The sequence below is a fragment of the Actinoplanes sp. CA-131856 genome (genome assembly GCF_050956135.1).
Lineage (GTDB): Bacteria > Actinomycetota > Actinomycetes > Mycobacteriales > Micromonosporaceae > Actinoplanes.
Genome location: NZ_CP191849.1, coordinates 8,235,489 through 8,258,457, shown reverse-complemented (window position 1 = coordinate 8,258,457; position 22,969 = coordinate 8,235,489). Strand labels below are relative to the sequence as shown.

Below are 22,969 nucleotides of genomic sequence, written 5' to 3'. Positions count from 1 at the left end.
AGGCTCGGCGGATGGTCGATCTGGTGCTGCGGTCCCGGCGGGTCGTGACGGGCCACGGGGTGCGGCCGGCGGCGGTGGCGGTCGAGGCGGGCCGGATCGTCGGGGTCGACGACTACGACCAGGTCTACGACGCGGCGATCGACACCGATCTGGGTGGGACGGCGCTGCTGCCGGGGCTGGTCGACACGCACGTGCATGTGAACGAGCCGGGGCGTACCGAGTGGGAGGGTTTCGCCTCGGCCACCCGGGCGGCGGCCGCCGGCGGGGTCACGGTCATCGTCGACATGCCGCTGAACAGCCTGCCGCCCACGGTCAGCGCCGAGGCGCTGGCCGTCAAGCAGGCGGCGGCCCGGGGGCAGACGCACGTCGACGTCGGGTTCTGGGGCGGCCAGATCCCGGGCAACACGCCCGACCTGCCGGGGCTGCACGCGGCCGGGGTGTTCGGGTTCAAGGCGTTCCTGGCCGACTCGGGGGTGCCGGAGTTCCCGCCGGTGTCGGGGGAGGAGCTGACGGCCGGGCTGACCGCGACGGGGGCCCTGTTCGTGGTGCACGCCGAGGACCCGGAGCATCTCACCGCCTTCGGGTCGTCGGCCTCGTACCAGGACTTTCTGCGGTCGCGGCCGGCCGAGGCCGAGCACGCGGCGGTGGCCACGGCGATCGAGGCGGCGCGGCGCAGCGGCGGGCGGGTGCACATCCTGCACCTGTCGGCGGCCGGCGCGCTTCCGCTCATCGAGGCGGCCCGGGCCGAGGGCGTCCGGGTGACGGCCGAGACGTGCCCGCACTATCTGACGCTCGACGCCGGCGAGGTCGCCGACGGGGCCACCGAGTTCAAGTGCTGCCCGCCGATCCGGGACGCGGCCAACGCCGACCGGCTGTGGCGGGCACTGGCCGACGGGCTGATCACCTGCGTGGTCAGCGACCATTCGCCGTGCACGCCGGAGCTGAAGCGGCGCGACACCGGCGACTTCGCGGCGGCCTGGGGCGGCATCGCGTCGGTGCAGCTCGGCCTGCCCGTGATCTGGACCGCGGCCCAGGCCCGCGGCCACACCCTCGGCGACGTCGCGGAGTGGATGGCGCGGCGGCCGGCCGACCTGGTCGGTCTGCGGGACAAGGGCCGGATCGCGGTGGGCGCGGACGCCGACCTGGTGGCCTTCGACGCCGAGGAGACCTTCGTCGTCGAACCCGGCCGGCTGCATCACAAAAATCCCGTGACGCCGTACGCCGGAAAGACCTTGCGGGGTGTGGTCCGCACGACCTGGTTGCGCGGGCACGCGGTCACCGGGTCGGCTCCGGCCGGCATGTTCCTGAGGCGAGAGGACGCTTGATGGACGAATTCGCCGCGCTTCCCGATCTGGCGTCGCGGGCGTTCGGCGGTGGCGTCGTCTACGCCAACGACGAGTTCTTCGCGGCCGCCGACCACCTCGTCCTGCCCACCGCGCCGGTCTTCGCGCCGAGGACCTTCGACCACAAGGGCCAGGTGTACGACGGATGGGAGACCCGCCGGCGCCGCCAGCCCGGCTCGGACGTGGCGATCGTCCGGCTGGGCGCGCCCGGGGTCATTCGCGGCGTCGATGTGGACACCGCCTTCTTCCGGGGCAATTTCCCGCCGTACGCCTCGATCGAAGGTCTGGCCGTTGATGGCTATCCGGCGCCGTCGGAGCTGGTGGAGGCGGCATGGATCCCGCTGGTCGGCAGATCGCCGCTCAACGGTGACAGCCGCAACCTGTTCGCGGTGACCGATGAGCGCCGCTTCACGCATGTGCGGCTGACGATCCATCCGGACGGCGGCGTGGCCCGGCTGCGGGTGCACGGCACGCCGGTTCCCGACCCGGCGCTGCTGCCGGCCGAGTTCGACGTGGCCGCCATCGCCCACGGGGCCGCGGTCACCGATTGCAGCAACACCTTCTACGGCCATCCCGAGAAGATGCTCATGCCGGGCCTGGCCCAGCACATGGGTGACGGCTGGGAGACCTCGCGGCGCCGCGACGACGGCAACGACTGGGTGGAGATCCGGCTGGCCGCGCCCGCGCAGATCTCCCTGGCCGACCTCGACACCACCCACTTCAAGGGCAACGCGCCCGGCTCGGCCGCCGTCTCCGGCCGGTCGGAGGGCACTGACTGGTTCGAGATCCTGCCCCGGGTCGCGCTGACGCCGGACACCCCGCATCGTTTCCGCGTCGAGTCGCGGCCGGCGGTCACTCACGTACGGCTGGACATCTTCCCCGACGGCGGCATGGCCCGTTTGCGCCTGCACGGCCGCCCCACACCCGGTTTCCTCGACGACAACCTCCGGCGGCACACCTGATGGCGTACGACGAAATCCTGGCCCAGCGCCTCCGCGACCGGCTCACCGACCCGGCCGTCACCGAGCGCAAGATGTTCGGTGGGCTGGCCTTCTTCACCAACGGCAACATGACGGTGGGCGTGCACGCCGACGAGCTGATCGTGCGCCTCGGGCCGGAGGGCATCGCGGCCGCGCTCACCCGCACCGGCGTGCGGCCGTTCGAGGTGGGCGGCCGCTCGATGAAGGGGTGGATCCTCGTCGCCGGCGACCACCTCGACGACCCCGAACTGGACAGCTGGCTGGCCGAGGCGACCGACTACGCGGGGGCGCTCCCACCGAAGTGAGCGGGCGGGGCGACGCGCCGGGCCCACTCGGCCGCCTCGTCCTCGGGCAGGGTGCGTGTCACCACCATCTCCGGCAGCATGAGCGGATAGGAACGACCCAGATTCCAGGTTCGCTTGTACGCCGGCGGGTCGAGCACGACCACACGATGGTCGCCCAGCAGCGGGATGCCGGCCGGCCGCCCCTCGTTCCAGATCCAGGCGCCGGTGGCGTCGGTCAGGTTGAACTGCCCCTGAATGCCACCCTCGGGCATCAGCTCACCGTTGGTGGCGGCGGCCACCCACGCCGGCTGCGGGGCCGGGCCCGGAAGCCGATCCGGCCCGATCAGGGTGGCGGCCAGCAGCGTGTGCAGCTGGAAGTTGTCACCGATGCCGCTGATCTTGAGGTCGTACGCCCGTCCGGTCTCCCGGTGCAGCACCAGCAACGGCTCGTCGTCGAGGACCAGCAGCAGACCATGCAGCCAGGGCGCGTCCTCGATCCGCTCGCCGACGGCGGCCGTGGCGGCGGTCAGCCGGTCGCGGTGCGGCAGGGACAGCCGGGCGGTCTTCTGCTGCAACGGAAGCAGGAGGCTGGGAATCCACGCGTTCACGGAGAACCAGGCCTGCGTGACCTCACCGGCCTCCTCCGGGGCGAGCCCGGCGGCCGCGACGACGCGTTCGCGCAGCTCCCGATATTCGGCGGCGCTGGCCGGAGGTGAGACATCGTCACCGAGCTCGTCGGCCACCACACCGAACTGCGCGGCCAGCTCGAGACCGCCGGCCACCCGATCGGCGAGGACATCGAGCACGGGCAGCGGATCGGCCCCGATCTCGATGAGGGCCGCGGCCAGCGAGGCCAGCTGCCCGCCGTTGCCGAGCGCGACCTGCTCGACGGCGGGCGTGAGCCGGAGGAGGCCGGCGCTGAGATCTTCCACGGAGGACTTCTGGGCCTGCTGTACGACAGCGCGGAAGGTCTTGGTCGAGGCCCGCTCGTCAAGCCGGATCACGGCATCGGCAAGCTCGGCACAGAGATCGGGAAGGGGGCGCGCGCGACGTCCGAACATCGATGCATCGTACGGTTCCTTGTTGTGACCCGAACCGTGACACTGCTCCTGGTCGATGCCGACGGCGCTTTGCTGGGTGAGCTGCCCCCGTTCGAGACCCCGGTCCAGTGGTGGCAGGAGGTCCACGACTTCCCCGAGCTGACCGGCATCCCCGGCCTCCAGGTGCTCCGCCTCCTGAACGGCAACCGCCCGGCCCCACCCGGCGGCCACGTCACCTATCTAGCCCAAGTAGCCGAGAAACCCGTAAATATACGAAAAATCGGTCGGCCAGCACCGCAGAGCGGCCACTCCAATCGGGCTGCCTATGCTCGGGTCAACGGGCCGGCCGAGTCTCTGGAGTGGGCGCGGGGGATTCTGCCCGGCGTCACTGCGCACCAGCGCCGGACCTGGAATCTCTCGGCCATCTGGCGGCTCGACCAAGGTGGCCAAACCGTGGCTTGGCTCAAGCAGGTTCCAGGGTTCTTCGCGCATGAGGCGGAGGTCATCCGGCTGCTCGGGGATGTCGCTCCGGGGCTCGCTCCTGAGCTGATCGCGGCCGGGGAGCACGGGCGCATGCTTCTCGCTCACGCGCCGGGGGAGGACCGCTATGGCGCCGGGCCTGAGCTCTGTGCCGACATCGCCGCTGCCTTTCATCCGATCCAGGCTTATTTCGCGAAAAATCCGGCGGAGCTGAGCTTCATCCCGGACGCGCGGCTTGATGCTGAGGTCTTCACGCGTGTCGCCGAGCCGTACCTCGAAAGCATCGACGGTCTGGGAAAGCTCCTCGACGATCTTCCCCGGCGCATCGCGGCGATCGGCGAGTGCGGGTTGCCCGACACGCTCGTCCATGGCGATCTGCACCCGGGGAACGTTCGCACCGATGGTGATGGGCGGCTGACCATCATGGACTGGGGCGACTGCGCCTTCGGCCATCCGGGTTTCGACATTCTGCGGCTGACCGACGACCCCGCCGTGATCGATGCCTGGTGCCGGCGATGGGAAATTGGCGGCGCCGACCCGCGGCGGGCCGTCGAGCTGCTCCGTCCACTGGCGGCCCTGCGCAGTGCCGTCGTCTATGCCGGGTTCCTCGACAATATCGAGCCGTCTGAATTTCCCTATCACGCGGAAGACGTTCCGGCCGCTCTGCGCGCCGCCGCCTCTATCGTGGGGGAGTGAGCCGGCGGGGGTTCGTCGAGCAGATCCGGCAGGGCGGTGTGTCCCTGAGCCCGGATCTGGCCGCCGCGTTCGCCGCCGTTCCCCGCGAGGCCTTCGTCCCGGATGGTTTCCAGCGCCGCGACGGCACCTGGGCCACGCCGTCCGACGCCGACTTCCTCGACCTGATCTACCGCGACGACGTGCTCGTCACCAAGGTCGACGGGCGGGTGCCGGTCAGCTCGTCCAGTCAGCCGTCGCTCATGGCCATGATGATCGAGGCGCTCGACGTGCGGCCGGGTCACCGCGTGCTCGAGATCGGCGCCGGCACCGGCTACAACGCCGCCCTTCTCGCCTCGCTCGGCGCCGAGGTCGTGAGCGTCGACGTCCAGCCCGATGTCGCGCTCAAGGCTCGCGAAGCCTTGAAAACGGCACAGATCGATGGTGTACGGGTGGAGCACGGCGACGGCTACGCCGGATCGGCGGGCGACCCCTTCGACCGCGTCATCGTGACCGTCGGCGTCGCCGGCCTGTCACCGATGTGGCGGGCCGACGTCGTCGTGGCCCCGGTCGAACACGCCGGCACCCACCCTGTCGTGGCCATCCGGGACGGGGTGGGCACGGTCGTCACCCCGTCCGGCTTCATGACCGCGGCCGGCCCGCTCACCGCCGCCCACCCCTTCCCGGCCCCGGCCGCCCCGGGCACGCTGGCCGAGTTCACCGAGCACGAGGGGCCGCTCTTCGATCCGCCGCTGGAGCCGCTCGCCTACCGCGACCTCTGGTACGCGGCCGGCGTCTGGAACCGTCGCGCCACCCTCGCCGCCGTTCCCGGCCGCGAGCAGAACGCCCTGATCATTCTCGACCTGACCCGCACCGGCGGGGCCGTGGTCCTGCCCGACGGCAGCGTGCTGGCCGGGGGCGCCGAGGCCGCCGCCTGGGCCGCCGAGGCCGCCGCCCTTCGTGACCGCTGGCTCGGCGCGGGCCGGCCCCCGCTGCGGGCCTGGCGCGTCGGCCTGTCCCCGGCCGGCGATGCCGGCGCCCCGATCCTGGTGCCGTCGACGTGGGAGCTGACGCGATGAGCGGCGCCGATCCGAAACGGAGGTTGACGCCATGAGCCGTACCGACGTCGTCCGGGCCTGGCTGCGCGATCGGGGCGCCGAGGCGATCCCGCACGCGGGCGGCTCCCTCTACGAGCATCTCGGCCGCGTCCGGGAGCGGGTCGAGGGGCACGGCCTCGGCGAGGACGAGCAGCTGGCGGCGCTCACCCACGCCGCGTACGGCACCGACGGCTTCCCGGTCGTCCTGCTCGACGTCGCCGACCGGCAGCAGCTGCGGGCGCTGATCGGGCGTGAGGCCGAGGCGATGGTCTACCGCTACGGCGGGTGCGACCGCGGCCGCACGTGGCGGGCGCTGGCCTCGACGTGCACGGTCTGGAGCCGCTTCACCGGGCACGCCGAGTCGCCGACGCCGGAGCAGCTGCGCGCCTTCGCCGACCTGAGCATCGTCAACGAGCTGGACGTCTACGAGCGGTCGCCGGAGATCGCGGCCAAGGCCGGCGACTACTTCCGGTCGCTGTTCCCGTCGTGGGCGTCCCTCGCCTCACCGGCCGTGATGGCCGACTGCCGTCGCACGCTCACCATCGGCCCGCCCGGCGATCGCTGAGCGAGCGCCCGTCCGGGTCGTACATGAGCCGATAGGCCGGCACCGCCCACCATCGCTGATACCAGGGCAGCTTCGACGTCTGGTGCGGCATGATCTGACCGGGCGGCCGGGGACCCTTCCCGCCCTCGTCGTGCCACTTCTTCAGGCGTTCGGCGGTCGCGTCCATCTCCCGTACGACCGCGACCGGATCGACCAGATCGTCGTCGGAGTCGCGGCCGAGATGCTCGCGCGTCAGCGCCAGCCGCAGGTCGCGGGGGAAGCGCCGGGCCCCGTCACCCAGGCCGGCCGGGTCGCGCGGCTCCCGCTCGTCGGCGGTGTCGTCGAAGATGGCGTTGGAGAGCTCGCTGTCGTGCGTCCACGAGCGCCGGTTGAAGTTGTCGCTGCCCACGCTGCACCAGACGTCGTCGATCACGCACACCTTGGCGTGCACGTAGATCGGCGTGCTCTCCCTGTTCTCCAGGTCGAACACGTGCACGCGGTCGGGCGCGGCCATCCGGCACAGCGCGATCGCCTGTTCGCGGCCGACCTCGTTCGGCGGCAGCGCGAACCGCCCGTCCACGTCCGGGTGGCGGGGGACGACGGCGATCAGGTGCAGCTCGGGGTTGGCGGTGAGCGCGTCGGCGAACAGCTGGGCCACCTCGGCCGACCACAGGTACTGGTCCTCGAGGTAGATCAGCTTGCGGGCCCGCTTGATCGCCTTGGTGTAGCCGCGCGCGATGGTCTGCTCACCGTTCGACGCGAACTTGTACGGCGGGCGCATGGCCGGATAGGTCCGCAGCACCTGGATGGCCAGCGGCCCGCACTCGGGCGGGTCCGGCGGCTGCTCCGGGAGGCGGTCGGCGCGCAGGTCGGCGCCCTTGAGCTTGTCGGTGACGGTGGAGATCGGGCCGTTCTGGTCGAGCGGCGTCGGATCGTTCCACCGCTCGCGGAACGTCAAATCGAGCGCGCCCACCACCGGCCCGCGCAGCGCGAGCTGCACGTCGTGCCAGGGCGGGGTCTTCCCGTACGCCTTGGCCATCGCGACCGCCTGCGGATCACCGAGATGGTTCTCGTCGTCCCGCCGGCTGTGGCACAGGTCGATGCCACCGGCGAAGGCGATGTCCCGCGACGGGTCGCCGGGGTGGCGGAGGATCACCAGTTTCTGGTGGTGGGAGCCGCCGCGCCGGACCCGCTGGTCGAGCAGCACCTCCCCACCCGCGGCCTCGATCTCGTCGCCGAGGTTGCGGTTCTCCTCCTCGCTGTAGGCGAGCTTGTCCACGTGGGAGCGCCAGAGCAGACCCTTGACCACCACACCGCGCTTGGCCGCCGCGCTGAACAGCTCGACGATGGTCGGCCCGTCGTCGCGCATCCGCTCGTCGGGGTCACCACGCCAGTCGGTGAAGAACAGGTGGTCACCCTCTTGGAGGCTTTCAACCTCCGTTACCAGGCGGTCAAAATAGGTTTTACCGTGAATTAGCGGTTCGGCCGCGTTTCCGGTGCACCAGGTGGGTATGGATGAGTCCGGGTTGTCACGCTCCCCAGCACTGAGGAACCAGTCAGGCAAGGGCACGTCCACCAACCTAAGCCCGCTAGACGGCACGCGCACCCCCACCGGAGGACCCACCCATGAGCAGTGAGCCGCTGACCACCGCCGCCACCACCACGACCGAGACCGCTCAGGCCGCCGAGAAAGGCCTGCTCATCGCGGTCCTGCTGATCGTCCTGTTCGGCGTCGGAGCCATGCTGTTCATGGCCTGATCAGAAGACCCCCCATCCAACCACCCCACCACCGCCCTTAAATCGCCTTAAAAGACCCATTTATCTTCCTTAATGATCTCCACCACACCTTTGGGCCCCCGCCCGGTGACGGTGATGCCGTCGCCGCCGATCACGACGTCGGTGTGCACGCTCGACATGTTCAGGCCGGCCTCGGCGCGCTCCTTCTCCGTCAGCGCCAGGCCGCCCTCGATCGCGAACGGGAAGCTCTGACCCCACGCCACGTGGCAGCCGGCGTTCTCGTCGAAGAGCGTGTTGTGAAAGACGATGCCGGCCCGGGCGATGCGGCTGTCCCGGTCGACCAGTGACACCTCACCCAGGGAACGAGCACCCGGATCGGAGTCGATCTGGGCCCGTACGACATCGGCCCCCGAATCCGCGGTGACCTCGGTGATCCGCCCGCCCGCGAAGGTGACCCGCAGCCCGGTGACCAGCGCACCGCCCAGCACCAGCGGCTTCGTGAGCCGGATGACGCCGTCCGCGCGCGTCTTGTCGGGGCTGGTGAAGACCTCCTCGGTCGGGATGTTCGGCATGTACGGCACGCCGGCCGGGTCGACCAGCCCGCCACCGGTCCAGCGGGTGCCCGGCAGCAGACCCACCGTGAGGTCGGTGCCCTCACCGACGTACCGGACCTCGGTCAGCTCCAGCTCGTCCAGCCGCCGCGCCCGCTCACCCAGCGTGTCCGACCGCTCCCGCCAGGCCGCGACCGGGTCGTCGGCGTCGAGCCGCATGGCCGTGCCCACGGCCTCCCACAACCGGCCGGTGTCGGGCTCGCCGAAGACCTGCCGGGCCCAGCCCGGGTTCGGCGCGCCCACGGCGGTCCACCGGACACCGTCGAACAGCACCCGCCGCATGGCTTGCGTCTCCTCCAGCGGAAAGGCGGCCGCCCGGGCCGGGTCGGCCCCGTCGAGCAGATGCGGATCGGCGTCACCCATCAACCGGATGAAGGCCACGCCCTCCTTGCGCCACCACTCGGTGCGCTCCAGCGCCCACGGCCGGCTCGCCGTCAGCTGCTCCAGCGACTGGTGGTCGACCGCCTGCCGCCGGATCGGCCCGTCCTCCCAGTCGACCTCGACCCAGCCCGCCCCCGCGCCGTAGGCCGCCGCGACCACGGCCCGCGCGATCTCCAGGTGCGCCGTGTCGCTCTTGACCACCACTCCCTGCCCGGGCTGCACGTTGACGCCCACCCGAACCACCAGATCCGCGAACCGCTCGACCAAGCTCATGGGCCCGAGCCTAAAGCAGCTTGTACAACGTGAGGGCGGCCAGCGACGGCGCGTCCACGATGCCGCCGGACCGGAGCATCGCGGTGATCTCGTCGTCGGTGAACGCGCGATGGACCATGTCCTGCTCGGTCGCCTCCCGCTCCGGCTCGCCCTCGGCCAGATCGGCGGCGAGGTAAACGTCGAAACCCTGGGTCGAGTAGCCGTACGCCTCATAGAGGTGCCCGAGATGCGTCAGCTTCCCGGCCCGCAGGCCGGTCTCCTCGGCCAGCTCCCGCCGGGCCAGCGCCGTCTGATCACCGTCGTGCCCGGCACCCCAGCTGCCCTGGGGGAACTCCCACGCGCGCCGCCCCACCGGATAGCGGAACTGCTCGACCATCCAGAACCCCCGCGACCAGCGCGGCAGCACGAGCGCGAAGTCCGGCTTCTCGACCACGCCGTAGATGCCGGGGCTGCCGTCCGGCCGCTGGACCTGGTCCTCCCGCACGGTCATCCACGTGTTGCGGTAGACGACGCGACTGCTCACCTGCTTCATGGTTTCCTCCCGTGCACCCGCTCGACAGTGCCCGCCTTCAGGCGCTGAGACTCGACGATCTCGAAACCCGCTTGTCGTACGGCGGGGAGCTGCCGCCGCGTGAAGTGCTCCCCGGCCATCGGGATGGTGAGACGCTCCAGCACCCACTGCGCGGCCCGCACCGGGGCCGAGCTGCCGCCGACGTGGTCGAGCAGCAGCAGGCGGCCGCCCGGCACGAGGACGCGTTTCATCTCGGCGATCGCGGCGGCCGGGCCGGGAATCGTGCACAGGCCGAGCGCGCAGACCACGGTGTCGAAGGTGGCGTCGCCGAACGGCAGGTGCTCGGCGTCGGCCAGCGCTTTGGTGAGCCCGGCCCCGGGCGCGATCGCCAGCATGCCGGCGCTCAGGTCGACACCGGTCACGGTGACGCCGGGCGGGTAGTGGGGCAGCTGCCGCCCGGTGCCGACGGCGACCTCCAGGACCCGGCCGACGGCCCGCGCGCCGATCCACTCGCGGCCACCGGCGAACCAGTGCCGCTCCAGGAACCTGATCTGATCGTCGTAGCGCGGCGCCGACCGGTCCCAGACCCGCCGCTGCTTGTCGGTCACAGGATCACGTCGATCAGCTCCGCCGCCGGTGTCGACACCGGACGGTCACTGACCTGCCCGTCGCCGAGCTCGACGACCCGCCACCGCCCGTCCCGGTGCCGCGCGAGGTCGACCGTGACGAAGGGCAGACCGGCCACGGCGCCTTTCAGGAACGACACGTCGACGTCGGGCGGGACCTGGCCCGGGGTGTCCGGATGCGCCGTGATCAGGCGGCACTCGCCGCCGACCCACCACGTGCGGGCCTCGGCCCCGGTGAACTCCTCGAAGCGCCGCAGCACGAACCCGCCGGTGAAATCGTCACCGCGCAGCTCACGGAACCGCCGGGCGACGGCGTGGGCTTTCCCGGCGTCGGCCAGATCGGGGATGTACGCCGCCTCGTGCCAGTAATGCTTCATCGACTTGGTGTAGTCACGCAGAACCGCCGCCCCGTGACCGCCCAGCGCGGCCCGCGCCTCGTCGAAGTCGCCCCAGGCCGACTCCGGCGTGAAGGGTGCGAGCGCGTCGTACCAGCCGGGCAGCTCGTGGGCCCGGCGATAGTGCTCGGCGCTGGTCCGCAGCCGGCCGCCGCAGGCCTCGGCCAGCCCCGCGTAGGCGTCGCTGGTGAGCATCCACCCGCGATAGACGACCGGCTCGTCGCCGTCGACCGTCTTCGCCTCACCCGCGGCCAGCGCGTCGTGGTCGACCAGCGTCACCGTGTGACCGGCGGCGCGGGCCGCGGCGGCCTCATCGGCGAAGTGCTCGTCGACGCGGCGCGGGTTCATGACGTCTCGCGGCACCAGCAGATTCATCTGCCTTTGATATCAGGATCGACCTAACGGGCACCTAACAGGAAGCCCCGCTGCCGGAAGGCGTCCACCAACGCCGCCTCACTGCCCGGCGGCCCCTGCAGGAAGCAGGCGACCGCCTCGGCGCTGTCCTCCCACCAGATCGCCCACGGGACTCCCTCCGCGGTCCGGGTCCGCGGATAGCTGTAGAAGCGGCCGTGCAGGCCGGAGTCGGGCCGATGCCAGGAGTCGCGCCACCCGCCTCTGTTCTCCAGCTCTCTGCTCGCCTCGCTTGCCGGGCGGTCCCCGGCCATCGCGTTCGGGTCGGGCCACTCGGCACAGAACAGCTTGATGGAGGTCGTGATCGGGCAGACGTCCATGGACTTCTTGTCGCCCTTCTTGGCGTACGGCTGGCAGGCGATGCCGGGCCAGAAGGCTTCGTACGTCTTCGGAAGCGACAGCGCTACCGGGGCCGACGTGGGCGGGGTGGGGTCCTCCGGCGTCCGGGACCCGGCGGAGAGGCCGGGAACGGTCCAGATCAGCACTCCCGCGACCGCCACGGCCCCGATCAGGGCGGCCACCGCCTTGCCGGTGTTCCCGCGCCGCGGTGGTGGCGGGACCGGGCGTTCCACTCTGGTCGGCGGTGGTGGCGGCGGCGCGGGCCGGGCGGCGGCCGGCGGCTGGTTGGGGCGCCGGCCGAACAGCAGCATCCGGGCCTGAGCGGCGGTCGGCCGGCCCTCCGGGTTCTTCCGCAGGCAAGCCCGGACGGTGGTCAGCAGGGGCTCGTCGACACCATCGAGCCGGGGCCGGCGGGACAGGATCGCGTGCGCCACCTGCTCGCGGTTGTCGCCCGGGAACGCCTGCGTGCCGGTGGCCGCGAACACCATGGTCGAGCCCCACGCGAACAGGTCGGCGGCCGACGTCAGCGGATCGTTGGCGATCTGCTCGGGCGCCATGTACGGGAACGACCCGGCGATCTCACCCACCCGCAGCGTGGAGTCCAGCGCCTGCGCGATCCCGAAGTCGATCACCCGGGCGCCGCCCTGGCCGAGGATGATGTTCGCGGGCTTGAAGTCGCAGTGGACGATGCCGGCCTGATGGATCGCCTCGAGCGCGGTGAGCGCCTGCATGGCGACCTGGAGGAGATCACTGTCCTTGAGCGGCCCGATCTCCCGCACATGCTCGGCGAGAGTGAGCCCTTCGATATATTCGCTGATGATGTACGGCAGTTCGCCCACCACGTCGAAGTCAAGCACCTTGGCCGTGACGAACTGCGCGACCTTGCGAGCGTTGACCAGCTCCCGGTCGAGATTCCGTTTGAGCGCGCCGCTCGGATCCCAGTCGACCCGCAGAACCTTGGCCGCGACCCGCTTCCCGTCCGGGCCGACGGCCAGATAGACCTCGCCCTGACCGCCCCGCCCGATCCGGGCGAGGGTCGTGTAGGGCCCTATCCGCGGCGGGTCGTGCGGCCCCAGCTTCGCCGGTCGCGACATGGCGCCTCCAGACAAGCGAACACTCATTGTGTGCAGGTGATCACCGCACGCGCAATGGGTGTCGCCGTCAGGTGCTGTACGCGTCGTCGAAGGGCTCGCCGAGCCCCCCGTCGGGCTCAGGCTCCGCGGTCAGCGATCCTTCGGGTCGGCCGGCAGCGGACGGGTCGTGGCGTCGTCCGGCGGGATCACCTGCGTCTCGTCGGCGCCGATGACGATCGTGTCGTCCGATCCGGGATTGATGATCGTGGTGTCACCGGTCCCAGACGTGATCACGGTGGTGGTCTGGTCGTCGTCTCCAGGAGAGGTGGCGCCAGGAGAGGTGGCGCCAGGAGAGGTGGCGCCAGGAGAGGCGGCGCTGGAGGAGGTGGTCCCAGGGGATGCGGCGCGGGAGTCTGGGTTTCCGGGGGTGGCAGGAACGGCGGAGGGCGTTTCGGCACGCGACGAGCGCGGTGGCGGGATCACCTGCGTCTCATCCGCGGAGGCGGAGGTGAAGGTCGGGGCGGAACCGGGCTCGGTGGCCGGCGCGGCGGTGGTCTCTTCGGCGGAGGCGAAGGTGGAAGCGGTGGTCGGCGCGAAGCCAGGGGCGGAACCGGGCGTGGTCGCCGGGACCGTCGTGGTGGGCTCCGGCTTGGGGGTCTGCTCGCGCTGGGCGGCGTAGGCGCGGGCCTGCTCTCGAATGGTGGTGGACTCCGTGGCGGCGCGGGTGAGCCAGTGTTCCCAGCGGGACTGCATCGGCCGGATCAGGCCGCCGCCCACGCCGACGATGATGACGCCCGCGATGGTGGCCAGGACGGCGATCAGCACGGGCTGGGTGACCGAGGTGGCGATGCCCACCTGGTCCAGGGCGGCGATGACGCCGAGCGTGATGACGACGGCCGAGACCGCGCGGGCCAGCAAGCGGGCGTACGGCAGGGCGGCCAGCGCGCTCACGATCAGGTCGGCGGCGGCGCGGCCGACCGCCACGGCCACGACGACGATGACCACGGCCACGAAAGCGCGGGGCAGCCACGCGATGACGGCCGTGAGCAGGTCGCTGACCGGGTTCGGGCCCCACAGCCCGAAGGCCGCCTGCAACGCGAACAGCAGCACCCCGTAGTAGACGATCTTCCCGCACAGAACGCTCGGAGTGATCTTGAGGCGGGCCAGAGAAGAGCGGTCGAGGCCGGCCCGGGCCAGGCCCTTGGTGGCGGCCGTCCGGAGCAGGCGGGCCACCAGCCATCCGATCAGGACGATGGCGGCGAACCCCAGCGCCGTCGGGATGAACAGCAGCACCGAACGCCACATGTCTTCCATCGCGCCTCCTCGCTCTTCCCGCGACCATAGGACGCAACGAGCGAGGAGCGCGAGGGACGCTCAGGAACAGGCGTTGCCGTTGATCGTGCAGCCGCTGGGCAGCTCGTCGCCGTCCGACTCCATGCCGAACGTGAACGTCACCGAGTTCCGCGCCCCGATGGCGCCGCCACCGAAGGTGACCCGGCTGCCGCTCGTCGACGCCGACACACCACCACTGAGGACGGTGATCGTGGCGCCGCTCGGGATGGTCAGCCTGACCTGCCAGCCAGTGACGGCCGCCGAGTTGGGGTTGTTCACGGTGACCGTGCCCACGTACCCACCGTCACCACTGTTGTCGAACCCGTAGACCGCGGTCAGCGGCGCGGTGGCCGGTACGGTCGGCACGGGCACGAGCGTCTTGGTCGGCGCCGGCGAAGCGGTGGTCGGCCGTGCCGCCGGCGCGGTGGTGCTGGGTTTGACCGTGACCGGCGCGTTCGCCGTGGGCGGCGCCGTGGTGGCCGCCTCGGTGGTGGGCGCCGCCGTGGTGGGCGACGCGCTGGTGCTCGCCGGTGACGCCGACGCCGAGGGCGCCGTCGTCGTGGGCTCGGCGACCGGAGCCTCTTCCGTGGGCGCGGCCGTCTCCACCGGCGCCGAGGTGGCCACGGCCGCGGTGTCCGGCGACGACGAGGAGTCCGGCCGCAACACGATGTACCCGGCCGCTCCCGCCAGGAAGACACCCATCGCCGCCAGCGCCACGACCCCCGCCCGCCGCCGGTTCCCTTCACGGTGGCTGCGAGGCTCGGCCCGCGGCGTCGAAAGATCGATCATGGCAGTCTCACCCGCCACGGTCGTGCTCTCGCCTTCACGCCAGGGCCCCGCGAACAGAGCGGTCTCGGCCTCGGCCAGCTGTCCACCCTCAGCCGCACCGGCCCGCCCGACCCAGCCGGCGGTCCCAGGACCGCCAAAGGCGACACCCTCTTGCTCGTACGCCTCGGAGCCCGCCTTCAGCCCCAGCCCCGACCCGTCACGCGGGTAGGCGTCGGCTTCCGGCCCGACCCAGGAGGCATCCTCATCCGGGCCATACCCGCCGCACTGAGCCGCAAAGGCATCCCGGCCTCGCGCGTAACCGTCGTCCTCAGCCCCGTAGGCGTCCCGCCCATAGGAGTCGCCGTCCGGCCCGTACGCGCTGCCGTCCGGCCCGTAAGCGTCCGCGTCGCGCCCGTACTCGCCGGCGTCACGGTCGAAGCCCTCGCCGCCGGGAACATAGGTGTCGTTCTGGGCAAAGGCATCGTGACCCGCGGGGTAGGCGCCGTTCTCGGCGAAGGCGTCGAAGCCGTTCGCGTAGGCACCTTCCTGCTCAGCGGAAGCGGCATAGGCCCCGTTCTCCGCATATCCGTTATATCCGGCCGAATGGTCGCGGTCATACCCGGCCGGATACGCGTGGCCGTTCGGCTCCGCCCACGTCTCGTCCGCCGCAGCCCCGCCCCACTCCTCGCCGGCGCGCTGGTACGAGCCGTCACCGCCGTTCTCGTACGAGCCGTCACCGGCGCTCTCATACGAAGGGTCGCCGCCGCTCTCGTACGAGCTCTCGCCGCCACTCTCGTACGAAATGTCACCGCTCCGCTGGTGCGGGATGTCGTCGGCGCTCCGGTACGCGACGTCCCCCGTTCGCTGACGGGGAAGATCACCGCTGTGGTGGCCCGGGAATCCGTCACCTGCCGGCTCCGGCCACGACGAATCGCGGCGCGGCGGCCACGACGGGTCGAACGACGGCCGGGGCGCCTCGAAGCGCGTCGTCTCCGCGTCTGAGGGTGGCGCGGCGGAGAAAGCGGAAAACCCATCGGGCCGCACGTCGGCGCGGTAGTCCGGTGCGCCATGGCGGGGGCGGCGGTCCTCGGTCACGGCCGCGACTATAAGTGAGCAACTTAAGGACGGCGACGCTTTCCGCAGCAACAATCGGCTACCCTCAGTGACTTCGCGCGGGGTGGGCTGGGGACGCTCCGGATAGTGCGGACTGGTCGTACCGTCAAGAATCGGACGGTTGGCCGGTGCGGCATCGTCCGAATGGCGGAGTCGGGATACGCTTTCCGACATGGCCGGCAGCACGGGTGGGGTGAGCCCTTCAGTCATGCCTGAGCTGCCCCCGGCGTCCCGTCTCGTGCATGAGGCCGACTGGTCCGCCACCGCCCTGGGCGCCCGCGACGGCTGGGACCCCGCCGTCGCCGCGACCATCGAGCTTCTGCTCGGCTCGCCCATGCCGATGGCGTACAGCCATGGTGACGACTTCCTCCTGATCTACAACGACGCGTACGCGGACCTGATCGGCTCCCTGCATCCCGCCGCGCTGGGCCGTCCGGCCGCCGAGGCCTTCGGTGACCTGTGGCGCGCGCCCGGGCTCGGCGGCGCCATCCAGGACGTCTACCGCACCGGTCAGCCCTTCCTCGAGGCCGAGACCCAGCTGACCGTCGTGCGCGGCGCGGCCGGCCGACCCGAGCAGGCCTTCTTCACCCGCGGCCACTCGGTCGTGCGGGACCGGCGGGGTCAGGTCACCGGCGTGCTGACCGTCGCCGCCGAGACCACCCAGGTCACCCGCCGGCTGCAGAGCCTGGGCGACCTGACCGCCCGGCTGGCCGGCGCGCTCACCGTCGACGACGTGGCCCGGGTCGTGCTCGGCTACGCGTCGGCCTCCTTCGACGTCGACCACTGCGTCTTCGCCGTCGACGACGGCGGGGCCTACCGCTATGTGCGCCGCATCCGCGGCGAGATGCTCGACGAGGCCGACGAGCGCCTGCCGCCGGTGTGGAAACGCGCGCCCAACGATCCCCGGGCCCCGCTGGTGGCCGCGGCGACCAGCGGGTCGCCGTCGTTCGTGACCGACGGCGAGCCGTTGCGCGAGGTCGCCACCGACCGCCACGAGCAGCGGGTCCGTTCGCTGGCCTCGCTGCCGCTGCGGACCGCGTCGCTGACCGGCGCCCTGACCATCGGATATCGCCACGCGCACACCTGGCTGCCGGCCGAGCGGGCGCTGCTGCACGCGGCGGCCCAGCTGGTCGGGCAGGCGGCCGAGCGGGCCCGCCGGTTCGAGGCCCAGCACGGCACGGCCCAGCTGCTCCAGCGCAGCATGCTGCCGGAGCATCTGCCCGAGTTGGACACGTTCCGCATCGCGGCCCGCTACGACGTCGGCGTCGACGGCAACGCGGCCGGCGGCGACTTCTACGACGCGTTCACCCTGCTCGACGGGCGCCTGGCCATGGTGCTGGGCGACGTCGCGGGCCACGACGTGCGGGCGGCGGCCGTGATGGGTCAGGTGCGGGCCGCCCTGCGGGCGATGGCGCTGACCGACCCGGCCCCGCCGAGTGTCCTGGCCGGACTCGACCGGCTGGTGGGCTCGCTCGGTGCCGAGTCGCGCAACGAGGAGATCTTCGTGACCGTCGTCTACGGGGTGCTCGACCCGGCCGACGGCACGATCACCATGTCCAGCGCCGGTCATCCGCCGCCGGTGCTGCGCCGGGCCGGTGTGGCCGGTGAGGCGCCCACGGCCGAGCTGGTCAAGGTGCCGCCGGGCGCGCCGCTGGGTCTGGGCGGCCGCTGGCAGACCGGTCAGGTGCGGCTCGAGCCGGGCGACACGATCCTGCTGTTCAGCGACGGGGTCGTGGAGCGCCGGGGCCGGGCCCTGAACGACGGCCTCGACGCGCTGGTCGCCGTGACCGCGTCCGCGGCCAGTGGCGACCCGCGGAATTTGTGTGCGCTGGCGACGACCGCGGTGCCCGGGGCGACCGACGACGACGTGGCCGTGCTCGCGGTGGAGCGCGCCGTCGCGATGAGCCGGTCGGCGACCATGCTGGTGCCGGCCGAGCCGACCGGGCCTTCTCGCGTACGACAGTGGATGACCACCCGCCTCCGCGAGTGGAGCTTGCCCGAGACGGTGATCGGCGCCGCCATCCTGTGCACGAGCGAGCTGACCACGAACGCGCTGCTGCATGCGGGCACGCCGGCCCAGGTGCACATCGACCTGAACGCGGAGCGGCTGCTGGTCTCGGTGGCCGACACGGGCACCCGGGGCACGGTGATCCGTGCGCACGCGGACACGATGAGCAGTCGCGGGCGCGGCCTCGGTTTGATTGAAGAGTTGAGCGATTCGTGGGGGACCGACCCGTCGGTGCGGGGGTCCACGGTGTGGTTCGAGATGCTCGTGCCGGGCAGGAGCGCTCCCACGGCCGGCGACTCGTCAGCAGATTAACGATCACGTTACATGTGACGTACGTACGGTCACCATCAGTAGCGGAAAGACGTTCTAAAGCGGACATTGAACCCCGGGGTAGTGACGGCGCGTATTCATTGCCGTAGAGTCATTCGCAAATCGGGGACGTCCACGTTGGAGCGGTATATGCGGATCAGAGGCTTTGCGCCGTCGACCCCCTGCTGGGTGGAGCTCACCACGTCGAACCCGGACGAAGCCGCCGGTTTCTACGGTGGTCTCTTCGGCTGGCGGCTCGACGGTGATCGATTCACGCTCGACGGCCGCGCGGTGGCCGGACTCAGCCGGAGCCGGTCGGATCGGCCCGAGGGCTGGCTGACCTATCTGGCCGCCCCCGATCTCGAGGGCACGGCCGAGCGCGTTTCGCAGGCGTACGGAAGAGCTTTGACCTGGCCCGAGGAGCGCGACGGGGCCCGCAGCGCGATCGTCGCCGACGGCGCCGGAGCGGTGTTCGGGCTGTGGCAGTCGGCCGGCTTCGCGGGCATGCAGGAGCGCGGCGTTCCGGGCACGATGGCCTGGGCCGACCTGCTCACCGACGACGTGGCCACGGCGACGTCGTTCTACGCGCGGGTGTTCGGCTGGACGCTGACCCACGAGTTCGGCAGCGGCGAGTGGCTGACCGAGGCCCACGACTCGGTGGCCGGCCTGATCACCGGCCGCTACGGCGCCCGCTGGCAGCCGTCGTTCCAGGTCGCCGACTGCTCGGACGCGATCGACCGGGTGGCCGGGCTGGGTGGCCGCGTGGTGAACGGGCCGGTCGAGCTGGGCCTGGGTCACTACGCCGAGATCGTCGACCCGTTCGGCGGAACGTTCGCGGTGACCTCGCCGGTCGCCCGCGAGGTGCGGCTCGACGTCGCCTACAACGACATCATCGGCATGGAGTTGACGTACGGCGGGTAAGAGAACAGGCGTTCGAAGGAGGAGAGCTCATGACGACGACGAACGCCGAGAAAGACCCGTCGGACTGGACCACCGGTGACGAGCCGGCCACCGGCGCCCAGGAGTCTTACCTGCACACTCTCGCCACCGAGGCGAAGGAAGAGGTGCCGGACGGCCTGACCAAGGCCGAGGCGTCGGAGAAGATCGACGAGTTGCAGGAGAAGACCGGCCGCGGCCGCTGATCGTGAGGGCCGACCCGAGTGGGTCGGCCCTCTTTTTGTGCCTTGCGCGTCAACCCCGGTTGACACGGGAGCTGCTGTCAACGTAAGTTGACAGCATGACCGAAGCAACCGATCTCGCCGCGGCGGCGAGCAGCGCCGACCCCCGGGTCGGGCTGCGCGCCGTCGTGGCCCTGCGCCGCCTGCTCGAGGGCCTCGAGCGTCTCCAGGTGGCCAACGCCCGCCGCAAGGGCTGGTCCTGGCAGGAGATCGCCGACGCGCTCGAGGTGACCCGCCAGGGCGTACACAAGAAGCACGCCCGCACGATGCCGGAGGACTGACATGTTCGAGCGATTCACCACCCCGGCCCGCGAGGTCGTCACCCGGGCCCAGGAGGAGGCCCGCGCGCTCGGCCACGGCCACATCGGCACCGAACATGTGCTGATCGCGCTGGTCGCCGACCCGGACGGCCCCGTCGCCACGGCGCTGAGAGACAAAGGCGTCACTGCCGATTTCGTACGCCAGGAAGCGCGCCGAAAAGTCGAGCACACCCCGCCCCTCTCGCCGGTCGACGCCGACGCCGAGGACAGGGCGGCCCTCAAGGCGATCGGCATCGACCTCGACGCCGTACGGGCCGCGATCGAGCAGAACTTCGGAGCCGGTGCCCTGAAGCTGCCGCCGCCCGAGCCGAAGAAGCGCGGCCTGTTCGGCCGCTTCTCCGCCGCCACCGGCCACATCCCGTTCACCAAGCGCAACAAGAAGGTGCTGGAGCTCTCGCTGCGCGAGGCGATCCGCCTCCACCAGAAATTCATCGCCCCCGAGCACATCGCGCTCGGCCTGATCCGCGAGGGCGAGGGCCTGGCCATGCTGATCCTGAGCGAGAAGGACGTCGACTTCGACCGCCTTCGCGACGACCTGGCCCGTTCCGTGACGAGCCAGGCCGCCTAGACTCCGGTCGGCGACGCGCTCCGGCTCAGGGCAAGGCGCCTGCCCGCGACTGCAGGACGCCGTCGCTGGAGCAGATCGCCGACGAGTACCGGCGAGTGGCGCTTTGGGAGTCCTCGGCGAGGGCTATTCGGGACGCAAAACGCCTTCCGCCGCGCGTATGGGGCGCAACGAAAGGCGTCGGCATCGATATGATTAAGGCTTGGCCGATTGTCCGTCGCCGTATCTCAGTGCGCCCCAAACCAGCAGCTCCAGCGTAAGAGTTGCCGAGAATCCGCCAGCTCCGAAGCCTACGGTGGTCATTGAGGACGAGCCGTCAGCCCACGCGAGCCAAGCTGCGACGATGGCAACGATGGCGGCGAATAAGACGAGACTGAGGATTACGAAAGAGTTATTGGACACATCTCGAATCACACACTAACAGCGCAGCTTCGTCCATCAACCCCAATGCGAACTTCGGATGGGGTATGAGAGCTTTCTATACGGCGTAAACACTCTTTCGTGTTGATAATTCGCCGAATTGATCACCCTTGCGTGATGGTGCCGCGTGCCATCTTGCCAGGAGGGCAACTTGCTGGCAGGCCCGTCCACCGCGCCCTCGGCTGCCCACCATACGACCGCGAACCGGTGAGGGCCGCGAAGAAGATGATCACCAGCGATCGGTCTGCTCCATCCGCCCTCCGTGGATGTTGACCGGGCTCGACGGCCGTGGCATCCTTGCTCCATGCCTAGACGTCGTGGCGCTAGCCCCGATCCGGTGGTGCACCGCACCGCGCGGATCGGACTACGGCTGACCCGGGCGCAACGGCAGCGTTGTTTCGGGTTGCTGCGCTCGGCCGGGGACGTGTGGGCCTGCGTGCTGGAGGTCAACAGCTGGCGGCGCCGCCGTGGGGACGCCCCGGCGGCGGGCTATCAGGAGCTGTGCCGCCTGCTGGCCGAGTCCGGGCCGGCGACCTTCGGCGAGCTCGACACCACCGGCGCCCGGTCGGTGCTACGCCGCTATTCCGACGCGTGGTTCTCCGCCGCCGCCCGCCGCAAAGCCGGCGCCGTCGAGGTGCGGTATCCGCGTCGCCGGCGGGCGTTGATGCCGGTGCGCTGGTACCACGGCACTTTCACCGTCGAGGGCCGCCGGTTACGGCTTCCGGTAGCGCGGGGCTGCCCGCCGCTGCTGCTGCGGCTGGATCGGCTGGTGCCGTATCCGGCCGAGACGGTGCGGTCGGTGACCCTGCTGTTCGCCGACGGCCGACTGTGGATTGATGTCACCGCCGAACTACCCATCGCCACCTATCCGGCCGGGAAGCAACCCGACCCGGACCGGGTCGCCGGGGTCGATTGCGGGATCATCCACCCGTTCGCCGTCGCCACCCGCGACGGGCGCGCCCTGCTGGTCTCCGGCCGGGCCATCCGGGCCGAACACCGCCTGCACTTGGCCGACACCAAAGCTCGCCGCCGCGCCACCGCCACCCGGGCACCCAGCAAAGGTCAGCGGGGATCGCGGCGCTGGCGTAAGACCCGGCGCCGGGCCCGGCTGGTCGAAGGCCGGCACCGGCGCCGCGTGCGGCAGGCCTTGCACGAGGCGGCCGCAACGGTGGTCGGGTGGGCGGTCGAGCACCAGGTCGGCACGCTGACCGTCGGGGATCCGCGCGGTGTGCTCGATCTGGCGGCCGGGCGGCGGCACAACTTGCGGCTGCGGCAGTGGCAGATCGGCCGCACCCTGCAGATCCTGCAGGACAAAGCCGCACTGGCCGGGGTCCGGGTGTATCTGGTCGACGAACGCGGCACCTCCTCGACCTGCCCACACTGCCGCAAGAAGATCACCAAACCACGCGGCAGGACCATGACCTGCCGGCACTGTTGGTTCGCCGGGCATCGCGATCTTGCCGCGGCGTTCACCATCGCCGCCCGCACCCCGGGCAGCGTTACCGCCACCGCACCCGCTCACCTGAGTGCAGTGGTCACGCACCGTCGAGCCGGACGGCACCTGCCCGGTGTCCTCACGGCCCGGCGTGACCCCCGCCGCCACCCCCGGGTGGCGGCAGGCGGGTCAGTTGGCCGGCGGAGGCCCGCCCCACCCATACCGGTGGGGAGTCGCTCGTCCACATTCATGGACGAGGATCCACAACATCACCGGAACCCCTCCGGCAAACGTACGTGGACACCGCACTAGCGGTAGTAAAGACGCAGCTGGTGGCCGTCGGCTGTGCGGTGCCAGCCGACGTCGCCCAGGGCCTCGATGTCGGGGCGGCGGGTCAGCCACTCGGTGGCCATCGCGAAAGCCTCGGCCGGTGTTCGGCCGATGAAGACGACGCGGCGCTCCCACTCCTCGTAGACGGTGGGGGCGCCGGTCACGGGTGTCGTCGTCCCTCGCGGGCCGGTCACCACTGCCGTGGGGCCGATGCGCCGGCCGTTGCGGACGCCCTGGACGAACCAGTCGTTGACCGTCTCGTCGTGTTCCACGGTCCAGCCGTCGAGGCGGCCTATGTCGTCGGCGATGATCCGGCGGGCCCGGTCGAGGGCCGCGTCGAGCGTGGCGAAGTCGATGTCCTCGCCGTTGTACTCGACCCGGTACGCCATGCACG

Annotated in this window: 23 protein-coding genes; 13 read left to right on the top strand and 10 right to left on the bottom strand. The window is 71.2% G+C overall.

The features are described 5' to 3' along the window. Positions 1 to 11 precede the first annotated feature (11 nt). The 3 genes from allB to ACQP2X_RS37880 are packed head-to-tail and all read left to right on the top strand — an operon-like array spanning position 12 to position 2,628. Positions 12 to 1,325: an allantoinase AllB gene (gene allB, locus ACQP2X_RS37890; RefSeq protein WP_498690179.1), complete on the top strand. Its 1,314-nt coding sequence runs from the start codon at positions 12 to 14 to the stop codon at positions 1,323 to 1,325. After that, positions 1,325 to 2,305: an allantoicase gene (alc, locus tag ACQP2X_RS37885; RefSeq protein WP_498690177.1), complete on the top strand. Its 981-nt coding sequence runs from the start codon at positions 1,325 to 1,327 to the stop codon at positions 2,303 to 2,305. The genes allB and alc overlap by 1 nt, the downstream gene beginning before the upstream one ends. Further along, complete coding sequence (locus ACQP2X_RS37880; RefSeq protein WP_498690176.1) at positions 2,305 to 2,628, top strand: TfoX/Sxy family protein; 324 nt, start codon at positions 2,305 to 2,307, stop codon at positions 2,626 to 2,628. Before alc ends, ACQP2X_RS37880 begins: the two co-directional genes overlap by 1 nt. On the opposite strand, the gene ACQP2X_RS37875 is transcribed toward ACQP2X_RS37880, so the two are convergent. After that, positions 2,601 to 3,668 (bottom strand): hypothetical protein, encoded by a 1,068-nt coding sequence (locus ACQP2X_RS37875; protein WP_498690174.1) that lies wholly within the window; start codon positions 3,666 to 3,668, stop codon positions 2,601 to 2,603. The genes ACQP2X_RS37880 and ACQP2X_RS37875 overlap by 28 nt on opposite strands. A gap of 24 nt (positions 3,669 to 3,692) precedes the next feature. On the opposite strand from ACQP2X_RS37875, the gene ACQP2X_RS37870 reads away from it, so the two are divergent. From ACQP2X_RS37870 to ACQP2X_RS37860, 3 genes are read left to right on the top strand one after another with little or no spacing between them, the layout of a single operon-like run. Further along, the gene (locus ACQP2X_RS37870) at positions 3,693 to 4,823 is read left to right on the top strand and encodes a phosphotransferase family protein (protein WP_498690172.1); all 1,131 of its coding nucleotides are present in this window, start codon (positions 3,693 to 3,695) and stop codon (positions 4,821 to 4,823) included. Further along, positions 4,820 to 5,878, top strand: a complete 1,059-nt coding sequence (locus ACQP2X_RS37865) for a protein-L-isoaspartate O-methyltransferase family protein (RefSeq protein ID WP_498690170.1) — start codon at positions 4,820 to 4,822, stop codon at positions 5,876 to 5,878. The genes ACQP2X_RS37870 and ACQP2X_RS37865 overlap by 4 nt, the downstream gene beginning before the upstream one ends. Positions 5,879 to 5,909: 31 nt before the next feature. Next, positions 5,910 to 6,461, top strand: a complete 552-nt coding sequence (locus ACQP2X_RS37860) for a DUF6817 domain-containing protein (protein WP_498690168.1) — start codon at positions 5,910 to 5,912, stop codon at positions 6,459 to 6,461. On the opposite strand, the gene ACQP2X_RS37855 is transcribed toward ACQP2X_RS37860, so the two are convergent. After that, on the bottom strand, positions 6,433 to 8,010 hold the full coding sequence (locus tag ACQP2X_RS37855; protein ID WP_498690167.1) for a phospholipase D family protein: 1,578 nt from the start codon (positions 8,008 to 8,010) through the stop codon (positions 6,433 to 6,435). The genes ACQP2X_RS37860 and ACQP2X_RS37855 overlap by 29 nt on opposite strands. A gap of 56 nt (positions 8,011 to 8,066) precedes the next feature. Between ACQP2X_RS37855 and ACQP2X_RS37850 the strand changes: the two genes are divergently transcribed. Next, a complete protein-coding gene (locus tag ACQP2X_RS37850; RefSeq protein ID WP_498690165.1) occupies positions 8,067 to 8,198 on the top strand; it encodes a hypothetical protein in 132 nt (43 codons plus the stop codon). 47 nt (positions 8,199 to 8,245) lie between these two features. Here ACQP2X_RS37850 and ACQP2X_RS37845 read toward each other — a convergent pair whose 3' ends face one another. From ACQP2X_RS37845 to ACQP2X_RS37815, 7 genes are all read right to left on the bottom strand, one after another. Continuing rightward, complete coding sequence (locus tag ACQP2X_RS37845) at positions 8,246 to 9,442, bottom strand: aminopeptidase (RefSeq protein ID WP_498690163.1); 1,197 nt, start codon at positions 9,440 to 9,442, stop codon at positions 8,246 to 8,248. A gap of 10 nt (positions 9,443 to 9,452) precedes the next feature. Next, positions 9,453 to 9,974 carry an NUDIX domain-containing protein gene (locus tag ACQP2X_RS37840; protein ID WP_498690161.1) on the bottom strand — a complete coding sequence of 174 codons (522 nt, stop codon included), beginning with the start codon at positions 9,972 to 9,974 and terminating at the stop codon, positions 9,453 to 9,455. Then, complete coding sequence (locus ACQP2X_RS37835) at positions 9,971 to 10,561, bottom strand: class I SAM-dependent methyltransferase (protein WP_498690159.1); 591 nt, start codon at positions 10,559 to 10,561, stop codon at positions 9,971 to 9,973. Before ACQP2X_RS37835 ends, ACQP2X_RS37840 begins: the two co-directional genes overlap by 4 nt. Further along, entirely contained in the window at positions 10,558 to 11,349 is a 792-nt protein-coding gene (locus ACQP2X_RS37830) for an ATP-grasp domain-containing protein (RefSeq protein WP_498690157.1), read from the bottom strand. Before ACQP2X_RS37830 ends, ACQP2X_RS37835 begins: the two co-directional genes overlap by 4 nt. A gap of 23 nt (positions 11,350 to 11,372) precedes the next feature. Continuing rightward, positions 11,373 to 12,818: a serine/threonine-protein kinase gene (locus ACQP2X_RS37825; protein ID WP_498690156.1), complete on the bottom strand. Its 1,446-nt coding sequence runs from the start codon at positions 12,816 to 12,818 to the stop codon at positions 11,373 to 11,375. A gap of 129 nt (positions 12,819 to 12,947) precedes the next feature. Beyond that, entirely contained in the window at positions 12,948 to 14,111 is a 1,164-nt protein-coding gene (locus ACQP2X_RS37820; protein ID WP_498690154.1) for a mechanosensitive ion channel family protein, read from the bottom strand. A gap of 60 nt (positions 14,112 to 14,171) precedes the next feature. Beyond that, entirely contained in the window at positions 14,172 to 15,992 is a 1,821-nt protein-coding gene (locus ACQP2X_RS37815) for a cellulose binding domain-containing protein (protein WP_498690151.1), read from the bottom strand. Positions 15,993 to 16,182: 190 nt separating this feature from the next. Here ACQP2X_RS37815 and ACQP2X_RS37810 point away from each other — a divergent pair, with 190 nt between their 5' ends. The 6 genes from ACQP2X_RS37810 (at position 16,183) to ACQP2X_RS37785 (ending at position 22,557) form a co-directional block, all read left to right on the top strand. Next, entirely contained in the window at positions 16,183 to 18,330 is a 2,148-nt protein-coding gene (locus tag ACQP2X_RS37810; protein WP_498690149.1) for an ATP-binding SpoIIE family protein phosphatase, read from the top strand. 186 nt (positions 18,331 to 18,516) lie between these two features. Further along, on the top strand, positions 18,517 to 19,248 hold the full coding sequence (locus ACQP2X_RS37805) for a VOC family protein (protein ID WP_498690148.1): 732 nt from the start codon (positions 18,517 to 18,519) through the stop codon (positions 19,246 to 19,248). Between the two features lie 29 nt (positions 19,249 to 19,277). Then, a complete protein-coding gene (locus ACQP2X_RS37800) occupies positions 19,278 to 19,469 on the top strand; it encodes a DUF3072 domain-containing protein (protein ID WP_097325934.1) in 192 nt (63 codons plus the stop codon). Between the two features lie 95 nt (positions 19,470 to 19,564). Next, positions 19,565 to 19,786, top strand: coding sequence for a helix-turn-helix domain-containing protein (locus ACQP2X_RS37795; protein WP_498690146.1), 222 nt, complete (start codon positions 19,565 to 19,567; stop codon positions 19,784 to 19,786). Between the two features lies 1 nt (position 19,787). Then, positions 19,788 to 20,393: a Clp protease N-terminal domain-containing protein gene (locus ACQP2X_RS37790; protein WP_498690145.1), complete on the top strand. Its 606-nt coding sequence runs from the start codon at positions 19,788 to 19,790 to the stop codon at positions 20,391 to 20,393. Between the two features lie 721 nt (positions 20,394 to 21,114). Then, positions 21,115 to 22,557, top strand: coding sequence for an RNA-guided endonuclease InsQ/TnpB family protein (locus ACQP2X_RS37785; protein ID WP_498690144.1), 1,443 nt, complete (start codon positions 21,115 to 21,117; stop codon positions 22,555 to 22,557). Here ACQP2X_RS37785 and ACQP2X_RS37780 read toward each other — a convergent pair. Continuing rightward, entirely contained in the window at positions 22,554 to 22,964 is a 411-nt protein-coding gene (locus ACQP2X_RS37780) for a hypothetical protein (RefSeq protein WP_498690142.1), read from the bottom strand. The two genes, ACQP2X_RS37785 and ACQP2X_RS37780, sit on opposite strands and share 4 nt — an antisense overlap. Positions 22,965 to 22,969 lie beyond the last annotated feature (5 nt).

Coding starts and splice junctions, on each gene's coding strand:
- allB (WP_498690179.1), top strand. CDS start 12: ATGGTCGATCTGGTGCTGCGGTCCCGGCGGGTCGTGACGGGCCACGGG.
- alc (WP_498690177.1), top strand. CDS start 1,325: ATGGACGAATTCGCCGCGCTTCCCGATCTGGCGTCGCGGGCGTTCGGC.
- ACQP2X_RS37880 (WP_498690176.1), top strand. CDS start 2,305: ATGGCGTACGACGAAATCCTGGCCCAGCGCCTCCGCGACCGGCTCACC.
- ACQP2X_RS37875 (WP_498690174.1), bottom strand. CDS start 3,668: ATGTTCGGACGTCGCGCGCGCCCCCTTCCCGATCTCTGTGCCGAGCTT.
- ACQP2X_RS37860 (WP_498690168.1), top strand. CDS start 5,910: ATGAGCCGTACCGACGTCGTCCGGGCCTGGCTGCGCGATCGGGGCGCC.
- ACQP2X_RS37850 (WP_498690165.1), top strand. CDS start 8,067: ATGAGCAGTGAGCCGCTGACCACCGCCGCCACCACCACGACCGAGACC.
- ACQP2X_RS37845 (WP_498690163.1), bottom strand. CDS start 9,442: ATGAGCTTGGTCGAGCGGTTCGCGGATCTGGTGGTTCGGGTGGGCGTC.
- ACQP2X_RS37840 (WP_498690161.1), bottom strand. CDS start 9,974: ATGAAGCAGGTGAGCAGTCGCGTCGTCTACCGCAACACGTGGATGACC.
- ACQP2X_RS37830 (WP_498690157.1), bottom strand. CDS start 11,349: ATGAATCTGCTGGTGCCGCGAGACGTCATGAACCCGCGCCGCGTCGAC.
- ACQP2X_RS37825 (WP_498690156.1), bottom strand. CDS start 12,818: ATGTCGCGACCGGCGAAGCTGGGGCCGCACGACCCGCCGCGGATAGGG.
- ACQP2X_RS37820 (WP_498690154.1), bottom strand. CDS start 14,111: ATGGAAGACATGTGGCGTTCGGTGCTGCTGTTCATCCCGACGGCGCTG.
- ACQP2X_RS37810 (WP_498690149.1), top strand. CDS start 16,183: ATGGCCGGCAGCACGGGTGGGGTGAGCCCTTCAGTCATGCCTGAGCTG.
- ACQP2X_RS37800 (WP_097325934.1), top strand. CDS start 19,278: ATGACGACGACGAACGCCGAGAAAGACCCGTCGGACTGGACCACCGGT.
- ACQP2X_RS37795 (WP_498690146.1), top strand. CDS start 19,565: ATGACCGAAGCAACCGATCTCGCCGCGGCGGCGAGCAGCGCCGACCCC.
- ACQP2X_RS37790 (WP_498690145.1), top strand. CDS start 19,788: ATGTTCGAGCGATTCACCACCCCGGCCCGCGAGGTCGTCACCCGGGCC.
- ACQP2X_RS37785 (WP_498690144.1), top strand. CDS start 21,115: ATGCCTAGACGTCGTGGCGCTAGCCCCGATCCGGTGGTGCACCGCACC.
- ACQP2X_RS37780 (WP_498690142.1), bottom strand. CDS start 22,964: ATGGCGTACCGGGTCGAGTACAACGGCGAGGACATCGACTTCGCCACG.